Below are 17064 nucleotides of genomic sequence, written 5' to 3' on the forward strand. Positions count from 1 at the left end.
AGAAAACAAGCCAAAAACGAATCATCACAATGTATTACAGTTTATAAGAATCCAACCTGGTCCAGGTGATGGTATCATCAGCCACGGCGTATTTTAACAGCATATGGCCGCCGTTGTGGCCGTCTTCAAAATAGGCCATGGCGTAGCGGTCGTTCAAAATGCGGATGTCCCGGATGGCCATGGTCCCGCCCATGGAGCCGGTGGCGTTGAGGATGGTTTTCTGGCGGCGCATCAAGTCGTTCATCAAATCAGCCTCTGGGTTTTTAAGGCCTTTGCGTTGCAGGCGTTGAATGTCTCCGGCGCTCAAAGTGCCTAACTCGTCCTCAAAACTGGTGGAAGGCGGAGGCGTCACGATGTCTTCTTCCTGTGTACTTGGATTAATTGCTGTACTGGTGTCTTTAGGCGCAGGATTTTGCACGGGTGGCGAAGAACGGGTATAGCGTTGCAGTTGCTGTTCCAGGCTGGTGATTTTGTTGTTGGCGCTGGCTAATTGGCTTTCGGCCTGGCTTTGGCCCCAATAAAAGTAGATGGCCAGAAACAGTACGAAGGCCAGGAAGATTAAAAATAAGGTGTTTTTCATAGTAGTAGATGTAGACCTGCATCAGCAAGATACAGCTTTTACTATATTCTGGGCTTGCGGGTTCTATCTTTTCGTTTTCAGGCTATTTCTTATAAAATAGCCTGAAAACGAGGGCATAAAAAAGCCTCTCCCAGGTGGGAAAGGCTTTTTGCAAAAGTATATCTTCTAATTAAATAGCAGTGTTCGGGTCAAATGCTTCTAGGTAGTCTGCCACACGGCGCACAAACATACCGCCCAAAGAACCGTCCACTACACGGTGGTCATAGGAGTGCGATAGGAACATGAACTGACGAATGCCTATCAAGTCACCTTCTGGCGTCTCAATGACGGCAGGCTTCTTCTTAATGGCGCCCACGGCCATGATGGCCACCTGCGGTTGCATGATAATAGGCGTACCCATCACATTCCCAAATGAGCCTACGTTGGAAACGGTGTAGGTTGGGTCTGCTAGGTCGGCGGCGGTCAGCTTATTGATGCGGGCGCGGTTGGCCAGGTCATTCAGCTTTTTAGAGATGCCGTTCAGGTTCAGCTGATCTGCGTTATGGATAACCGGTACAATCAAGTTGCCAGAAGGCAAGGCCACAGCTACGCCAATGTTGATGTCGCGCTTTTTAATGATTCTGTCGCCGTCTACGCTTACATTGATCATCGGGAAGTCTTTGATGGCTTTCACGATAGCTTCAATGAAGATAGGGGTGAAGGTCAGGTTCTCGCCTTCGCGCTTTTTGTACGCGTCCTTCATCTTGTTTCTCCAGTTCACAATGTTGGTCACGTCTGCCTCTACAAAAGAAGTCACGTGCGGAGAGATGCGTTTGCTGTCCACCATGCGCTGAGAAATCATCTTGCGCATGCGGTCCATCTCAATAATCTCTACGTTGCCGCTATAGCTCTGCGCCGGGGCAGAAGGAGCAGAAACCGCCGCTGGAGCTGGTGCCGCTGGCTGTGGAGCAGGAGCGGAGGCTGGTTGGGCAACTGGTTGCGGAGCTGGGGCAGAAGCCGCCGGAGCGCCGCTCTGACGGTTGGCCACATACTCCAAAATATCTTTCTTAGACACACGGCCTTCTTTGCCAGTACCTGGGATGTACTCCAGTTCCTGCATAGAGATGCCTTCCTCGCGGGCAATGTTCATCACCAACGGAGAGTAGAAACGCCCCGAGGCTGGTTGCTCTAAACGCTGAGACACCTGGGCAGAAGCCTGAGGAGCCTCGGCTGGGTGAGCCGCCGGTTGCGTGGTAGGTTGGGTGGCCGGAGCCGCTTGGGCCGCTGGGGTAGAAGCATAAGGAGTATCATCTCCGCCGGTGCTAATGATGGCAATAGGAGCGCCTACGGCTACTACCTGGCCTTCCTGCACCAGAATTTCTTTCAACACACCGCCTTGGATGGCTGGTACCTCAGTGTCCACTTTGTCAGTGGCTACTTCCAGTACAGACTCATCCTGCTCAATGGTGTCGCCTACTTGCTTCAACCATTTCAAGACAGTGCCTTCCATGATACTCTCGCCCATTTTGGGCATCACCATTTCTACAAGGGCCATATTATCAGTTTAATTCAGTTAACAGTTATTAGTAAATAATAAACAGTAAGCAGTAATGGGATACGCTAGGGGCAAAACACAGCAAGGCATTGTCTGTAGTGTTCTGTCTGTAAAGAGTTGAATGATAACTGATTACTGATAACTGCTACCTTTTTACTGTATTCTCTCTAACGCTTGTTAGGCAAATTTAGAGTTTTTTACCTATTCCTCAACCGGGCCGGGCAAACTTTGCCGAATGAGGTTCAAGGCCTGCAAGGCCGTGTACTCAATGTTGAGCAGGCGAGACTTGTTATAATTGAGCTTTTTGGCGATGGTTTGTGTGGCATCTGAGTATGCAATCCAGATAGTGCCCACCGGTTTGTCTGGCGTTCCGCCGCCTGGACCGGCTATTCCGCTGGTGGCAATGCCCACGTCGGTGCCCATCTTACGGCGCACGCCCTCGGCCATCTGGCGCACTACCTCGCCGCTTACTGCGCCGTATTTGTCCAGAATGTCCTGTTCTACGCCCAGCTCATTTATTTTCACATAGTTGTCATAGGCAATGATGCCGCCCTTGTAATACATGGAGCTACCAGGCACGCTGGTCAGTTTATGGCCAATGAGACCGCCGGTACAGCTCTCTGCGGTAGAAATGGTGTAGTTGCGGCCGTTCAAGAGCATGCCTACGGTTTCTTCTAAAGAAATCTCGCCGTACCCAAAGATATATTCAGGGATGAGGTCGCTTAGTTTACCTACTTCGCGCATCATCTGGTCTTCTAAATCATCAATGCCATTATACACGCCCGTCAAGCGTAACCTCACGCCAGACAGATTGGGTAAATAGGCCAGCTTTAGATTGGTGGGCAGGTTGTCTTCCCAATCTGAGATGGTGTCTGCCAAAAAAGACTCGCCCAAGCCAATAGTCTGGATGACCTTGTGGTTGATTTCGGGGAGCTGGAAATGGGCTTGCAGATATGGCAAAATGTCATTGGTCATCATGCCTTTCATCTCAAACGGTACGCCGGGCATGGAGACAATAATGTGCTCATTTTCTTCAAACAGCATGCCTGGGGCAGTACCCAATGTGTTTAAAATAGGGGTACAGGTGGCTGGTAAATAGGCCTGTTGTTGGTTGGTGACCGTGAGTGGGCGGTTGTATTTCTTGAAAATAGCCACCACGTTGTCCAGTGACGGTTGGTGTAGTTGCAGGTGCGTCTTGAAATACTTGGTGAGCGTATGCTTGGTCAAGTCGTCTTTGGTAGGGCCCAAACCACCGGTCATCAGAATAACCTGAGCCCGTGTTTTGGCGATGTCCAAAGCTTCTTCTATCGCGTCCGGGCTGTCAGAAATGGAGGTGATTTGCTTTACCTTGATTCCAATTTTCCCTAGTTCTTCTCCCATCCAGGCAGAGTTGGTGTCCACCACTTGCCCGTACAGCAGTTCATCGCCTATGGTGATAATTTCTGCCGATACCTCCTGTTTCATTTCTTTGGCTTGATTTGTGCGTAACGAGTTTTACCTACGTTATATCAAATGTAATCATGTACGCTCAGATGAAGAAATTAACTACGTCCCCTTTTGTTTTTGGAGCCTTACTATTTTTAGGGTTAACCTCTTGCACGGCCAGTCAGATACAGCAGGCAGTAGACGGTGCCATTGCCACGCAAACCGGCCGCGGCGGTCCTTTGACGCAGAATGAAGTAGCCATGGGCTTGCGCGAAGCCTTGTCTCAAGGTATTACCAAAGGTGCCAACCAAGCATCGCAGACCGATGGGTTTTATAAAAACAGCCTTATCAGAATTCCTTTTCCGGCAGACGTACAGCGCGTAGAGAAAACTTTGCGCAGCATTGGCCTGGGCTCTGAAGTGGACAAATTTGTCATGACCTTGAACCGGGGTGCCGAAGACGCCGCCAAAAGTGCAGTTCCTATTTTTATCAGTGCCATCAAGCAACTGACCTTCTCAGATGTCTGGAATATTTTGCGTGGGGAGCAAGACGCAGCCACTCAATTCTTGAAGAGAACCACTACGTCGCAGTTGACGCAGGCGTTCAGACCGGTCATCAAGAACTCTTTGGACAAAGTGAATGCCACGCGGTATTACACAGACCTGGTGAACAGGTATAACAAGATTCCTATGGTGCAGAAAGCCAACCCAGATTTAGAGTCTTATGCCACGCAAAAGGCCATTGACGGACTGTTTATTCTGGTAGCACAAGAGGAGGCTAACATCAGAGAAAACCCAATTGCCAGAACTACTGAGCTGTTGCGCAGAGTGTTCGGAAGCAAGGGATAAGAAATACTTTACCCGTTTTTAGCCTATTTTTTCGAAAATAGATTAAAAACGGGTAACCTTTTTTGGGTGTGTATGGGTAAAAGGCAAGACTTCACTTGCTTACAACTCATGACATATACCAAACTGCCATATCATCGGCTGGAAAACAAAGCAGATTTAGACTCCCTTATTGAAGACATCGGTGATTCCCGCATAGTGATGTTGGGCGAAGCATCGCATGGCACCTCTGATTATTATTCCTGGCGCACCGCCATCTCCAAACGCTTAATAGAAGAGAAAGGCTTCACGTTCATAGCCGTAGAAGGCGACTGGCCCGACTGCTTCCAAATCAATAAATTTATCAAAGGTCTTTGTAAGCCGGGCACCAAAGTGTCTGATATTCTCAAGCACTTCAACCGCTGGCCTACCTGGATGTGGGGCAACTGGGAAGTAGCAGCCTTAGTAGAATGGCTCAAAGAGCACAATGACCGGCCTAACTCGCTTCCTGTAGGTTTTTATGGCCTGGATGTGTACAGCCTCTGGGATTCTCTTCAGCGTATCATGAAGTACCTGGAGAAGCATAAGGACGGCCAGGCCGTGAAAGCCGCCAAAGAAGCCTTCAAGTGCTTTGAGCCCTATAGCTCAGACCCGCAGGAATATGCCCGTGCCGTGGCCTACGTTTCAGAAGACTGTGAAGAGGAAGTACTCTCCATGCTCCAAGAGCTGGGCAAGCACGAAGCAGATGACCCTAGCAACCCCGAGGCAATTTTTGACGCCGAGCAGAACGCTTTGGTGGCCGTCAATGCTGAGCGGTATTACAAGGCTATGATTAGAGGCGGCGGAAGCTCTTGGAACGTGCGCGATGAGCACATGATGGAAACCCTCAACCGCCTGCTGGAATTCCATGGCCCAGATTCTAAAGTCATTATTTGGGAGCATAATACCCACATAGGCGATGCCCGCTTCACTGACATGGCCCGCGCTGGCATGGTGAACATTGGTCAGTTGGCCCGTGAGCAACATGGCAATGAGAATGTGTACTTGGTTGGATTTGGCTCTTATGAAGGCTCTGTGATTGCCGGCAGTGCCTGGGGGGCGCCCATGCAGAAGATGGAAGTACCGCCCGCCCCGCAAGACACGTGGGAGCACTGGCTTCACACCCTCAGCCCCGCCAATAAACTGTTGTTCTCCCATGAACTAAGGGAGATCCCGGAGGCCCGGCAGCAGATAGGCCACCGAGCCATCGGCGTAGTGTATAACCCCAATCATGAAGCCCTCGGGAATTACGTGCCTACCATCATCCCAGAACGCTATGATGCTTTCCTGTACATAGATGAAAGCGAAGCCTTGCGTCCGTTTATTGTGAAGACCAAGGAAAAAGAGCCACCAGAGTTATATCCGGCTAATGAATAGCTACTCACGATACCTTAAAAAGAGAAGCCTGTGCACTTGCATGGGCTTCTTCGTTTTGTGAATTTCGTTTTTGGCTTATTTTCTGGAAATCAGGCCAAAAACGAATTCTGATTCCAATCAACTTTTATGTTTTCATCGTCCCGTTCGCCCTATCCGCCGTTGTTGGTGTTCTCACCAACGACTAGGACTTCCTCTCAATTGTACTGTCGCCACATAAAGGGAGTAGGTGATAACATACAAGTCCTGAGTCTAGGGTTCTGAGTCAAAGACCATTTCTCACCGCGGATTCTCCCCTTGAGGATTACCCAAACGCGAGTTTAAGGCAGCGATCGGCAGCTCAGTAGAGGGGTGTTTACACAAGCAGATAATAATTTCCTCTTCTGATTCCCAACAACTTTTCCCAAGTCTCTTCCTCAATTACTTTCTGCTCAGGTTTGTCACTTTTCTCCTTGATGAGAAAAGTAACCAAAAGAATCAAGAAGAAAAGAAACTCGCTGCCGCTCAGACAGCTTTTCTTCGGAGTGTGCACCTGGCTATAGTAATCTGTTTCATGGCTGACTTACGCTACTGCCACATGACAGGCTGTTGCTTTCTCCCTCGGGCAAAGAGACTTAAACTGACCAGTCTCTTTTCCCTCGGTCAAGGGTAGGCGGGTTGCTAGGTGAGTCGTTGCAATGCCTGCATCCGCTGGCGCGGGTAAACAAGAAATGCGTTTTTGGGCTGTTTTCTGGAAAACAGCCCAAAAACGCATTGCAAGACTCGCGACTCAAGACTCTTCATGACCTCGTAGTGCGCGCAGCTCCTGCGAGTGTCTAACCGCGTTTTTAGCCTCCTTTCAAGAAAACAGGCCAAAAACGATTACTACTTCAACAAGCTACTCTTACGATTGGGTGAAGTGTAATGGAATTGGTTGATGGGCAGTTGTTCGTCGCAGAAGTTGTATTCATGGGGTACGTTGGACCCAATGATGACCAGTCTGTCTTTGCGGTTCTGCGCCAGGTGTTCCAGATACCACGCCACGCCAGCCTGGTCCAGGTTGGTGGTAGGTTCGTCTAAGAGGAGAAAGGGAGTGTCTGAGTAGATGGCAAGGCCTAGCTTGAGGCGTTGGCGCATGCCTGAGGAGAAATCACGGACCAGCTTGTGCTTTGCTTTTTGAAGTTGCAAAACGTCGGGTAGCTGTTGGGCGGTGATGCTCCGAAGGCCCTTGAAGCGGGTGTGAAACTGAATCATCTCTTCCAGGGTCAACTCCTCCAGTAAGTCTTGGTAAGGAGCGGCCAGGGAGAGGTGGTGGTATACTTGTTCTACCAGAAGTGGCTTGCCACCGATAGAATAAGCGATTTCCCCTTCAGAAAGCAGTTGAAAGCCGCTGAGCAGAGACAATAAAGTGGATTTCCCGGAGCCGTTGTGCCCTAAGATGGCGTATGCCTTTCCAGACACAAACTCATAGGACAGATTCCGAAAAATCCACTCGTAATTATAGCGTTTGCCAACAGACGTTAGCTTAATCTGCATCCCGTTGATAGCCTTTGATGATGCCACGGCCCGAGTCACGGACAAAATTCAGGATTTCGTCACGCTCTGGGCTAGGAGAGATTTCCAGTTCAATCTTGTCTACGGCGGCGGCGTTGTTCAAGCCGCTCATATACAGAATGCGGTAAATCTGCTGTATTTCGTTGATCTGTTCGTTGGTGTAGCCTCTGCGGCGCAGGCCAATAGAGTTTACCCCGGCATAGGACAAAGGCTCACGCGCCGCTTTCACAAACGGCGGAACGTCTTTTCTAATCAAAGATCCGCCAGAGACCATGGCATGTGCGCCAATCTTGGCAAACTGGTGCACGGCGCTGGCTCCGCTGATGATGGCATAATCTCCCATGACCACGTGGCCGGCCATCTGCACGGCGTTGCCCATGATGCAGTTGTTGCCAATGATGCAGTCATGCGCTACGTGGGCATAGGCCATGATCAGGCAGTTGCTGCCCACCACGGTTTTCATGCGGTCCACGGTGCCTCGGCTAACGGTCACGCATTCACGTATCACGGTGCCGTCCCCAATGAAGGTAAGGGTGTCTTCGCCGGCAAATTTCAAGTCCTGCGGAATGGAAGAGATTACCGCCCCCGGAAAAATCTTGCAGTTCTTGCCTATGCGGGCGCCCTCCATGATGGTCACGTTAGGGCCAATCCAGGTGCCTTCCCCAATCTCCACATTCTTGTAAATGCTAGTGAACGGTTCAATGACAACGTTCTGGGCTATTTTAGCCTCGGGGTGGATGTATGCGAGGGGCTGATTCATACGTCTTTTCTTACGATGCTAGCAGACATTTCTGCTTCCATTACCAATTGGCCGGCCACAAACGCCTGACCTTGCATTTTTGCGATACCGCGCTTAATTGGAGCCAACAGCTCGCATTTAAAGATAATGGTATCTCCGGGAATAACCTTTCTCCGGAACCTGCATTTGTCAATGCCTAGGAAATAAGTCCAGTAATTCTCTGGGTCCGGCACGGTGTTCAACACCAAAATACCGCCCGTCTGCGCCATGGCCTCAATCTGAATCACGCCTGGCAACACGGGGTTACCCGGAAAGTGGCCCTGAAAGAATTGCTCGTTCATGGTCACGTTCTTGATACCCGTCACCGTGGTTTCATCCAGATGAATGATTTTATCAATCAGCAGGAAGGGATAGCGGTGAGGTAAAGTCTGTGAGATGCGGTTGATGTCCATCACCGGTGTCTTCTTAGGATCATACACAGGTGTGTTCTTAACCGACGTCTCTTTGATGTATTTCTTTATTTTTTTGGCGAAGGCCACATTGGAGGCATGACCCGGGCGCGCAGCCAGAATCTGTCCTTTCAACGGCCGGCCTACCAGGGCCAGGTCACCAATTAAGTCAAGGAGTTTATGACGAGCGGGCTCGTTTCTGTAGCGCAGGTCAACATTGTTGAGGATACCTTCTTTCTTTACCTCTACTTTAGGCTTTTTAAGCAGGTCAGACAGGTAATCCAGTTCATTGTCTTCTACCACGCGGTCTACCACCACAATGGCGTTGCTTAGGTCACCGCCTTTGATGAGGTTCTGCTTGTACAGCATTTCCAGCTCATGTAAGAAGCAGAAGGTGCGGCAAGAGGCAATCTCGTCTTTAAACTGAGAAATGTCAGTTAAAGAAGCGTGCTGAGAACCCAGAACCGGAGAATGGTAGTCTACCATCACGGTCACGCGGTAATCATCCAACGGAAGAATGGCGATTTCTGTCTCGCGGGCACCGTCTCTGAACCTGATTTCCTCTGGCACCTCAAAGAAGTTACGCAGGGCATTCTGTTCTTCCAGGCCCACTTCCATCAAAGGCTGCACAAACAGAATAGAGCTACCGTCCATGATAGGAGGCTCGGGGCCGTCTAACTGAATAAGGACGTTGTCAATCTCTAAGCCTACCAATGCCGCCAAAACGTGCTCCACGGTATTGACGCGGGCACCGTTCTGCTCAATGGTAGTCCCTCTGGAAAGGTCTACCACGTTGTCTACGTCAGCGTCTACAATGGGCTGCTCAGGTAAATCAACGCGCTGGAACTTGTACCCGTGGTTAATGGGGGCAGGCAAAAAGGTCATGTTGGAGATGACCCCTGTATGCAATCCAATACCAGAAACCGTCACCGGTGCTTTAATGGTATGCTGTTTATCGTTCATGCGGCACTAAATAGGTAAAGAGGGGTCAAAGTTAACGCTTTTCTCTGAGTTCATCTACCTGTTTCTGTAGCTCGGGCAGTTTACGGAAGACAGCCATAGCCCGCAGGTTTTGTTTATAGTCAAAAGCAGGCGCTCCCTGTACGAAAGTGCCCTCCTCTTTTATATTTTTAGAGATGCCTGATTTAGCGCCTACAATGGTTCTGTCTGCAATGCTCACATGGCCTACCACGCCTACCTGCCCGGCAATGGTGCAGTAGTTGCCTACTTTAGAAGAACCCGCAAAAGCAGTCTGAGCGGCTACCACTGTGTGTCTGCCAATCTCTACGTTATGGGCCACCTGCACCAGATTGTCAATCTTGGTACCGGTCCTGATGATGGTAGAGCCCATGGTAGCACAGTCTACCGTAGTGTTGGCGCCAATGCTCACATGGTCTTCTATCACCACATTGCCAATCTGCGGAATTGTTTTGTAGCTACCGTCCTTTTGCGGCGCGAAGCCAAACCCGTCACTACCTAAGACGGCGCCAGCGTGCACAGAGCAGGAACTGCCAATGACGGTGTCTGGGTAGATTTTTACGCCGGCATAAATGACCGTATTGTCGCCGATGGTGACGTTATCGCCTATGTAAGCTTGAGGGTAGATGTGGACGTTCTTGCCAATCTTACAGTTCTTGCCAATGTAAGAGAATGCCCCGCGGTAATGATTGGGACCAATGCTGGAATTCTCACCCAAATAGCAAGGCTCTTCCACGCCCGCGCGCATAGAGGCCAAGGCTTGTTGGTAGACTTCTAATAAGGTAGAAAAAGCGCTGTACGGGTCCTCTACCAAGATAAGGTTGGTGGCAACAGCCTGTTTTACCTCAAGGGTTTTGGACACAATCACGGCAGAAGCGCCAGTGGTGTACAAAAAGGGCTCATACTTGGGATTAGACAAGAAAGAAAGCGACCCAGGGGTGCCTTCTTCAATCTTGGCAAGTCTGTTTACCGTGGCCTGACCGTCTCCCTGCACCTGCCCTTGGAGTAAATCAGCTATTTGTTGTACTGTAAATTCCATGGGGTAAAGTTACAGAAACAATTTATTTTATGCTTTGCTCTGGCCGGGCAACTGGTGTCCGGTTGGGAAGGGAATAGGAGTAGAAGCCGTCTGGCGAGCCCTGGCGTAAAGAATTACCTATTGATAAGTAATGGCAAATTAGGTGAATAAAGGCTCTTTTTTCTGCTTTAGCCAATCCAGGGCTTCTTCTTTGTTGGTGAAGTTTTCTAGCCGCACAGTAAACTGGGTTTCTTTCCTGGCCTGCTGTACGCTGTTTTCCCGGCTGCCGCTGCCCGTTTGTATACGGGCCAGTTTTTCCAGCCGCGTGGTCATGAGATTGGTGCCGAATTCTTTTAGCAGGACAGTGTATTCTTCGGTTTGTACTTCCAGGTTTGTTTTGGAGGCATCAATCAAGAGACGCTTAATGTCATAGTTCTTGATATGATCTACCAGTATTTGTAGAGCCTGTTTTATCTCCGGCATCACAAACGCCTGTATATCGGGCCACTCTACAAACAAAATGTCTGTAGAGGGTTCATAGTCTAAGGTGAGCAAGCCGTTCTGGAAAATAATCATTTTGGTAAGGAAGCCTTAATATTAAGAGGCAATCTCTTTAGGGTAGCAGACGTAGTACTTCTCCACTTTCTTGCTCAGTGCCTGGATGTTGGGCAGATCAGAGGCTTGGGCCACATCCACTATCAGACTCTGCTTGGTGAGCACATTGATGGTCTCTCCCACAGAATCATAGGCGTTGTTGCTGATTTTGCCTGTCACTACCAGGTAATGCGCCTCTTCGGCGGGAACATGGAACTGCTCCATGGCCAGTTCGCGCACGCCTTCTAAGAACTCTATCTCAAACGGAGTTGGGGATAAGATGATTTTGAACAACTTGCGCTCCAACAAACAGACAGAAAGGTAGCTCAGAATCTGGTCTGGGTGCTCAGCCCATTGTTTGATGCCGCCCCAAATGTCATAGTCATCCAAGGCAATAAACTTTTTCAAGATACTTGGGTCGCGCTCAAAATCCAGAATGGAGAAAGACTCACCCAAGAAGAAAGTCAACGCAGGGCTGGCGGGCACCGGAATGCCTTGCTGGGTCAACTCGCGGGCGCGTTGCATCACTTTCATGACCATCTGCTCGGCAGAGGTCACGGTTTTGTGCATGTACACCTGCCAGTACATGAGGCGGCGGCTTACCAAGAAGCTTTCAATAGAGTAAATGCCTTTCTCTTCTACTACTAGCTGGTCTTCGGCTACGTTCAGCATCTTCAATAAACGGTCTGCGCCAATCAAACCTTCAGAGACACCCGTATAAAAAGAGTCGCGGTTCAGGTAATCTAGGCGGTCTACGTCCAGTTGGCTGGACACCAGTTGGTGAAAGAAATGACGCTCGTAGCTGTCTGTGAAGATGTCAATGGCCAGTTGCAGCTTGCCGTCAAACTCCTCGTTGAGCAATTGCATGATGTGCAAAGAAATCTGCTCATGCGGCACCTGGTCAAAAATAGCGTGCTCCAGGGCATGAGAAAAAGGTCCGTGCCCCACGTCATGCAAGAGAATGGCCGCCATAGAGGCCTCACATTCCTTGTCAGAAATACGGTTATCTTTACCGCTCAGGCTCTGGATGGCAATGCTCATCAAGTGCATAGCGCCCAAGGCATGGTGAAACCGCGTATGCAGCGCCCCAGGGTAGACAAACTCTGTAAGGCCTAATTGCTTAATGCGTCTAAGACGCTGAAAGTACGGGTGTTGGATGATGTCAAACAGCAGCTCAGAGGGGACCGTGATGAAGCCGTAGACTGGGTCGTTGAAGATTTTTTTCTTATTCAAGATAACTAAGTTCTTCTGTGTCCGTTGTCGGTAATTGTATAGTTGTGCGATTTATACGGAAGAACCCCCTGTAAGGAGGCGTTTTGCGTGCCGCACAATCCCCCAGCCAACACATAAAATGAAAAAAATATAGCCATGCAAAGATATACTATTTTGTGGGCGGATGATGAGATTGACCTGCTCAAGCCTCATATTCTCTTTTTACAAGAACGCGACTATGACGTGACGCCCGTGAACAGCGGCGCCGATGCCATAGAGAAGGTTCAGGAACAAAACTTCGACATTGTTTTCTTAGACGAGAACATGCCCGGCATCTCTGGCCTGGAGGCGCTCTCTGAGATTAAAGCCCTTAGACCGCTGTTGCCGGTGGTCATGATTACCAAAAGCGAGGAAGAGCACATCATGGAAGAGGCCATCGGCTCCAAGATTGCCGACTACCTCATCAAGCCCATCAACCCCAACCAAATCCTGCTCTCAGTTAAAAGGATTCTGGACAACCGCCGTCTGGTAGAAGAGAAAACCAATAGCTCCTATCAGCGCGACTTCAGGATGCTGGGCATGGCCTTCGGCGAGCGCCTGAATTACCAAGAGTGGGCCGATGTCTACAAGAAACTGGTGTACTGGGAACTGGAGATTGCTGAGACCGAGGGTAAAAGCATGGCCGACGTGATTAACATGCAGAAGGACGAAGCCAACACCAATTTTGCTAAGTTCATCATGGATAACTATGAGGAGTGGGTGAACGATGAGACGGATGAAATTCCGTTGATGAGCCACAAGCTCTTCAAAGACCGCGTCTTCCCGATGATGAAGGAAAGCGACACGCCTATTTACTTTGTCTTGATAGATAACCTGCGCTATGACCAGTGGAAGGTCTTGGAGCCCATCATCACCGACTACTTCAATGTAGAAAGTGAAGAGATGTACTACTCCATTCTGCCTACCACCACTGCCTACGCCCGCAACGCCATATTCTCAGGCATGCTTCCCGCAGAAATCGCCAAGAAATACCCTAACCTATGGGTGTCTGATGACGAGGAAGAAGGCAAAAACATGCACGAAGAGGATTTTCTGGAGATACAGTTGCAGCAGAACAACATCAAAGAGAAGTTCAGCTACAATAAAATCACCAACATCACAGCAGGTAAAGAACTGGTAGCCAAGATGAACAACCTGGAGTCTAACAAACTCAACGTGATTGTTTACAACTTCGTGGACATGCTCTCCCATGCGCGCACAGACATGCAAATGATTAGAGAACTAGCCGCCGATGAGGCTGCTTACCGTTCTTTGACGCGTTCCTGGTTCATGCACTCGCCGTTGTTTGATACCTTAAAAGCCATCGCAGAGAAAAAGGGCCGCTTAATCATCACCACAGATCACGGCACGGTGCGCGTCAAGAAGCCTTTTAAAATTATTGGCGACCGCAACACCAACACCAACCTGCGCTACAAGCACGGCAAGAATCTGGGCTTTACAGAGAAGGATGTATTGGTATGCCGCAAGCCAGAGCGCTTCCATCTGCCCAAGGCCAATGTATCTACCGCTTATGTGTTTGCCATGAACGACGACTTCTTTGCTTACCCTAATAATTATAACTATTACGTCAACTACTACAAAGACACCTTCCAGCACGGGGGCGTCTCTTTAGAAGAAACCATTATTCCATTTGTCACCCTTAGCTCTAAAAATGCCTGACCCATTGGTGCAGGAACGCACCCTACAGATTTCCTCTAAAGCAGAGCTTCCAAAAGCTGCCGCTGATTTTTTGGCATTTATCGGTCAAAAAAGAATAATTTTGTTTGAAGGCGAGATGGCGGCGGGTAAAACCACGTTTATCAAGGCGATATGTGCAGCCAAAGGCGTGCAAGAGCACGTAAGCAGTCCCACATTTGCCTTGGTGAATGAGTATGAGGCCGCCCGTGGCGAGGTCATTTACCATTTCGATTTCTATCGGATTGACGACCCCGCCGAAGCTCTGGACATTGGAGTGCTAGAATATTTCCATTCCGGCAATCTGTGTCTGATTGAGTGGCCATCCAAAATTGAGAACCTGTTGCCAGAAGAAGGTGTTATAGTATCCATTGCCACCGGCCCGCAGGACGAAGCGCGTACCATACAGATGAGAGTTTATGGAGGAAATGACGGAAAAGCCTAGCACTGGATTTGAGGCCCTTACCAAGGCCACTGCCCGTAGTCTAATGCCCAAAGAGTCTATGCTGGCCGTGGAAACGCGCAAGCGCAACCTCTTCATCGGCATCCCGAAGGAGTCTTCTCTGCAAGAGAACCGCATTGGCCTTACCCCAGAATCTGTGAAGCAACTGGTAGACCAAGGCCACGAGATCTGGATAGAATCCGGGGCTGGGGGCCCTTCTAAATACTCTGACCATGAATTTTCAGAGGCCGGTGCGCAGATTGTATATTCCACCAAAGAAATCTACGAGGCCGACATCGTTTTGAAGATTGCCCCACCTACGCTGGAGGAGATGGAATACTTCAGGCCGGGGCAGACGCTTATCTCTGCCTTGCAGATAGGAAGCCTCACTTCTGAGTACATTGGGGCCCTTAGTCGCAAGAAAATAAGCGCCATCTCCTTTGAGCTCCTCAAAGACAAGTCTGAGTCCAGACCCGTCGTAAGAGCCATGAGTGAGATTGCCGGAAGTACCGTCATGCTGATTGCCGCTGAATACTTAAGCAGTGGAAAAGAAGGCAAAGGCGTTATTTTGGGCGGAATCACTGGTGTGCCACCGTCCAAAGTAGTCATCATTGGCGCCGGTACCGTTGCAGAGTATGCTACACGTGCGGCTTTAGGTCTAGGTGCCGAAGTAAAGGTTTTTGACAACCATCTGTACAAACTAAGAAGGCTGAAGCATAACGTCAACGCGCAGATTTTCACCTCCACGCTAGACAATACCATCCTGCACAAAGAGATACAAGACGCAGACGTGGTGATTGGCGCCGTCACTGCTGAAGAAGGCCAAGTTCCTTGTATGATTGCTGAAGAAGTGGTAGCCAAGATGACCCCCGGATCTGTGATCATTGACGTGAGTATTGATGAAGGCGGCTGTTTTGAAACCTCAGAGATGACTACCCATAACCGCCCGGTGTACCGCAAGTATGACGTGATTCATTACTGCGTTCCCAACATCCCATCCCGCGTACCCCGCACCGCTACCAAAGCCCTGAGCAATATCTTCACACCCATGTTCCTGGAAATCTCTAAGCATGGCGGCATCAACGAGGTGCTGTTCACCCATGAACACTACCGTAGCGGCGTCTATATCTACAAAGGAAGCCTCACTAACGCCGCCATCGCCAAGAAATTCAACATGCGATACAAGGAGTTGAGTTTGATGATTGCCGTGCGTAACTAGAAGCAGGATTTTCAGGATTGCTTTCGATTTTTCAGGATTGGATTATCATATTTTAAGAGGTCCGTTTTTGGCCTGTTTTCATGAAAACAGGCCAAAAACGGACCTCTTGATTTAAATTTCTTTCTCTCTGAGGGAGAAGGTTAGAATGAGGGGATATTGATATTGTTGGATTGCTCTGTAGAAACCAAGCACTGCTTGTTTCCCACGTATTCCTTTTTGATTTATGAAAAGGCAAAAAAAGTCCCTGCATTAATAAAACCTTTAATTGACAGGCGTGAGTTTGGAGACTCACTATTCTCTTGCCAAGAGTCTGGAGGCTCGCGTTATATTGGTTTCCTATAGAGCTATGGAGCAGGGAACAATCAGCAACTCACAACTAGAAATCAATACCCGTTTTTCGCCTCTTTTCCAGAAAATAAGCCAAAAACGGCCATTGATTATCCTTTCGGCTGAGCCAATAATAACACCTTCCAGGCATCTTGCACCCGGCCTTCTTCCAGCATCTTCTGCGCGAATAAATGCAGTTGGCGTTCCTGTTCCTGAGTGTCTTGGGCGTGGGTTTGCAGCATGTAGCGCAACATCGGCTCATGCTCGTAGGCCCGCAGTTCTTCTGGCGTGGGCATGGCTTCGGTATTTCCTAGGCGGGCCAGGTTGTTGCCGGTCAAAACCTTGCTGGTACGTATGTGAGCAGGCAATTGGTCAATGCCCATGCCTTTGGATTGCAAAGGTTTGGGTAGTTCAAATAGGCAGTCCCCGTTTGCGCGGAGGTACCAGTCTCCGCCTAGTCTGGCGACGGCGTCTAGTTTGAAGGGGTCAATTTTTTTACCGTCCGGGCCCAAGATGTTCTCATTCACGTGCAGGAGTACCGCTTCGCAAATGACCAAGTTAGCCGCGCCGCCTTTGTCGCCGATGGGTTTCACTTCCAATACTTTGCACTCAAAAGCGGCTGGCGCCTCGGCTACGCGGGGAGGGGCAATCAAGGTAGAAGCCACTGGCGTTAGACCAGACTTCGTGAATTCATTGACGCCTCTGTCATACTCCGTAGAGGCCAAAGACATTTGCTCCACAATAGCGTAGTTGCAGATGTTGATGACCACTTCGCCCGTTTCCAGCACATTGTCCAGCGTGTGTTTGCCAGAGTTGTCGCGCACCCGGCGGGCAGGGGAGAAGATGAGCACCGGCGGATTTGACCCGAAGCAGTTGAAGAAGCTGAAAGGGCTCAGGTTCACATTTCCTTCTTTGTCTACGGTGCTGGCAAAAGCAATGGGCCGGGGCGCAATGGCGCCCAACATCAAAGCATGAAACTCACCAGTTGAAATCTCTTTCGGGTCAAAAACTTTCACTTTTTTTAATTTGAAGATGTGGAGATT

General features: G+C 49.5%; 15 protein-coding genes. 5 read left to right on the top strand and 10 right to left on the bottom strand.

Going from position 1 to position 17064, the window contains the following annotated elements; genetic code table 11:
* Positions 1-34 precede the first annotated feature (34 nt).
* From GU926_RS16170 to GU926_RS16180, 3 genes are all read right to left on the bottom strand, one after another.
* Positions 35-580: a hypothetical protein gene (locus tag GU926_RS16170; protein WP_160693691.1), complete on the bottom strand. Its 546-nt coding sequence runs from the start codon at positions 578-580 to the stop codon at positions 35-37.
* 169 nt (positions 581-749) lie between these two features.
* Positions 750-2114, bottom strand: coding sequence for a dihydrolipoamide acetyltransferase family protein (locus GU926_RS16175; protein ID WP_160693693.1), 1365 nt, complete (start codon positions 2112-2114; stop codon positions 750-752).
* Positions 2115-2315: 201 nt separating this feature from the next.
* Positions 2316-3578: a competence/damage-inducible protein A gene (locus tag GU926_RS16180; protein ID WP_160693695.1), complete on the bottom strand. Its 1263-nt coding sequence runs from the start codon at positions 3576-3578 to the stop codon at positions 2316-2318.
* Between the two features lie 68 nt (positions 3579-3646).
* Between GU926_RS16180 and GU926_RS16185 the strand changes: the two genes are divergently transcribed.
* Positions 3647-4387 carry a DUF4197 domain-containing protein gene (locus GU926_RS16185; RefSeq protein WP_160693697.1) on the top strand — a complete coding sequence of 247 codons (741 nt, stop codon included), beginning with the start codon at positions 3647-3649 and terminating at the stop codon, positions 4385-4387.
* Between the two features lie 108 nt (positions 4388-4495).
* Positions 4496-5779, top strand: coding sequence for an erythromycin esterase family protein (locus GU926_RS16190; RefSeq protein ID WP_160693699.1), 1284 nt, complete (start codon positions 4496-4498; stop codon positions 5777-5779).
* An 861-nt stretch (positions 5780-6640) separates the two neighbouring features.
* Here the strand turns inward: GU926_RS16190 and GU926_RS16195 are convergent.
* The 6 genes from GU926_RS16195 to GU926_RS16220 form a co-directional block, all read right to left on the bottom strand.
* Positions 6641-7291: an ABC transporter ATP-binding protein gene (locus GU926_RS16195; RefSeq protein ID WP_160693701.1), complete on the bottom strand. Its 651-nt coding sequence runs from the start codon at positions 7289-7291 to the stop codon at positions 6641-6643.
* Positions 7281-8069, bottom strand: a complete 789-nt coding sequence (lpxA, locus tag GU926_RS16200; protein ID WP_160693703.1) for an acyl-ACP--UDP-N-acetylglucosamine O-acyltransferase — start codon at positions 8067-8069, stop codon at positions 7281-7283. The genes GU926_RS16195 and lpxA overlap by 11 nt, the downstream gene beginning before the upstream one ends.
* Positions 8066-9460 (bottom strand): bifunctional UDP-3-O-[3-hydroxymyristoyl] N-acetylglucosamine deacetylase/3-hydroxyacyl-ACP dehydratase, encoded by a 1395-nt coding sequence (locus GU926_RS16205; RefSeq protein ID WP_160693705.1) that lies wholly within the window; start codon positions 9458-9460, stop codon positions 8066-8068. The genes lpxA and GU926_RS16205 overlap by 4 nt, the downstream gene beginning before the upstream one ends.
* 31 nt (positions 9461-9491) lie before the next feature.
* A complete protein-coding gene (gene lpxD / locus GU926_RS16210; RefSeq protein WP_160693707.1) occupies positions 9492-10514 on the bottom strand; it encodes a UDP-3-O-(3-hydroxymyristoyl)glucosamine N-acyltransferase in 1023 nt (340 codons plus the stop codon).
* 138 nt (positions 10515-10652) lie between these two features.
* The gene (locus GU926_RS16215; protein WP_160693709.1) at positions 10653-11069 is read right to left on the bottom strand and encodes a hypothetical protein; all 417 of its coding nucleotides are present in this window, start codon (positions 11067-11069) and stop codon (positions 10653-10655) included.
* 21 nt (positions 11070-11090) lie between these two features.
* Positions 11091-12320 (bottom strand): HD domain-containing protein, encoded by a 1230-nt coding sequence (locus GU926_RS16220; RefSeq protein ID WP_160693711.1) that lies wholly within the window; start codon positions 12318-12320, stop codon positions 11091-11093.
* A gap of 135 nt (positions 12321-12455) precedes the next feature.
* Here GU926_RS16220 and porX point away from each other — a divergent pair, with 135 nt between their 5' ends.
* Genes porX through GU926_RS16235 form a run of 3 tightly spaced genes read left to right on the top strand, consistent with a single transcriptional unit; the run spans position 12456 to position 15694 of the window.
* Positions 12456-14018 carry a T9SS response regulator signal transducer PorX gene (porX, locus tag GU926_RS16225; RefSeq protein ID WP_160693713.1) on the top strand — a complete coding sequence of 521 codons (1563 nt, stop codon included), beginning with the start codon at positions 12456-12458 and terminating at the stop codon, positions 14016-14018.
* A complete protein-coding gene (gene tsaE / locus GU926_RS16230) occupies positions 14011-14478 on the top strand; it encodes a tRNA (adenosine(37)-N6)-threonylcarbamoyltransferase complex ATPase subunit type 1 TsaE (protein ID WP_160693715.1) in 468 nt (155 codons plus the stop codon). Before porX ends, tsaE begins: the two co-directional genes overlap by 8 nt.
* Positions 14462-15694 carry an alanine dehydrogenase gene (locus GU926_RS16235; protein WP_160694868.1) on the top strand — a complete coding sequence of 411 codons (1233 nt, stop codon included), beginning with the start codon at positions 14462-14464 and terminating at the stop codon, positions 15692-15694. The genes tsaE and GU926_RS16235 overlap by 17 nt, the downstream gene beginning before the upstream one ends.
* A gap of 437 nt (positions 15695-16131) precedes the next feature.
* Here the strand turns inward: GU926_RS16235 and GU926_RS16240 are convergent, their stop codons facing one another.
* Positions 16132-17037 carry a flavin reductase family protein gene (locus GU926_RS16240; RefSeq protein ID WP_232058364.1) on the bottom strand — a complete coding sequence of 302 codons (906 nt, stop codon included), beginning with the start codon at positions 17035-17037 and terminating at the stop codon, positions 16132-16134.
* Positions 17038-17064 lie beyond the last annotated feature (27 nt).

The sequence above is a fragment of the Nibribacter ruber genome (genome assembly GCF_009913235.1).
GTDB classification, from domain to species: Bacteria; Bacteroidota; Bacteroidia; order Cytophagales; family Hymenobacteraceae; genus Nibribacter; species Nibribacter ruber.

Coding starts and splice junctions, on each gene's coding strand:
- GU926_RS16170 (WP_160693691.1), bottom strand. CDS start 580: ATGAAAAACACCTTATTTTTAATCTTCCTGGCCTTCGTACTGTTTCTG.
- GU926_RS16175 (WP_160693693.1), bottom strand. CDS start 2,114: ATGGCCCTTGTAGAAATGGTGATGCCCAAAATGGGCGAGAGTATCATG.
- GU926_RS16180 (WP_160693695.1), bottom strand. CDS start 3,578: ATGAAACAGGAGGTATCGGCAGAAATTATCACCATAGGCGATGAACTG.
- GU926_RS16185 (WP_160693697.1), top strand. CDS start 3,647: ATGAAGAAATTAACTACGTCCCCTTTTGTTTTTGGAGCCTTACTATTT.
- GU926_RS16190 (WP_160693699.1), top strand. CDS start 4,496: ATGACATATACCAAACTGCCATATCATCGGCTGGAAAACAAAGCAGAT.
- GU926_RS16195 (WP_160693701.1), bottom strand. CDS start 7,291: ATGCAGATTAAGCTAACGTCTGTTGGCAAACGCTATAATTACGAGTGG.
- lpxA (WP_160693703.1), bottom strand. CDS start 8,069: ATGAATCAGCCCCTCGCATACATCCACCCCGAGGCTAAAATAGCCCAG.
- GU926_RS16205 (WP_160693705.1), bottom strand. CDS start 9,460: ATGAACGATAAACAGCATACCATTAAAGCACCGGTGACGGTTTCTGGT.
- lpxD (WP_160693707.1), bottom strand. CDS start 10,514: ATGGAATTTACAGTACAACAAATAGCTGATTTACTCCAAGGGCAGGTG.
- GU926_RS16215 (WP_160693709.1), bottom strand. CDS start 11,069: ATGATTATTTTCCAGAACGGCTTGCTCACCTTAGACTATGAACCCTCT.
- porX (WP_160693713.1), top strand. CDS start 12,456: ATGCAAAGATATACTATTTTGTGGGCGGATGATGAGATTGACCTGCTC.
- tsaE (WP_160693715.1), top strand. CDS start 14,011: ATGCCTGACCCATTGGTGCAGGAACGCACCCTACAGATTTCCTCTAAA.
- GU926_RS16235 (WP_160694868.1), top strand. CDS start 14,462: ATGACGGAAAAGCCTAGCACTGGATTTGAGGCCCTTACCAAGGCCACT.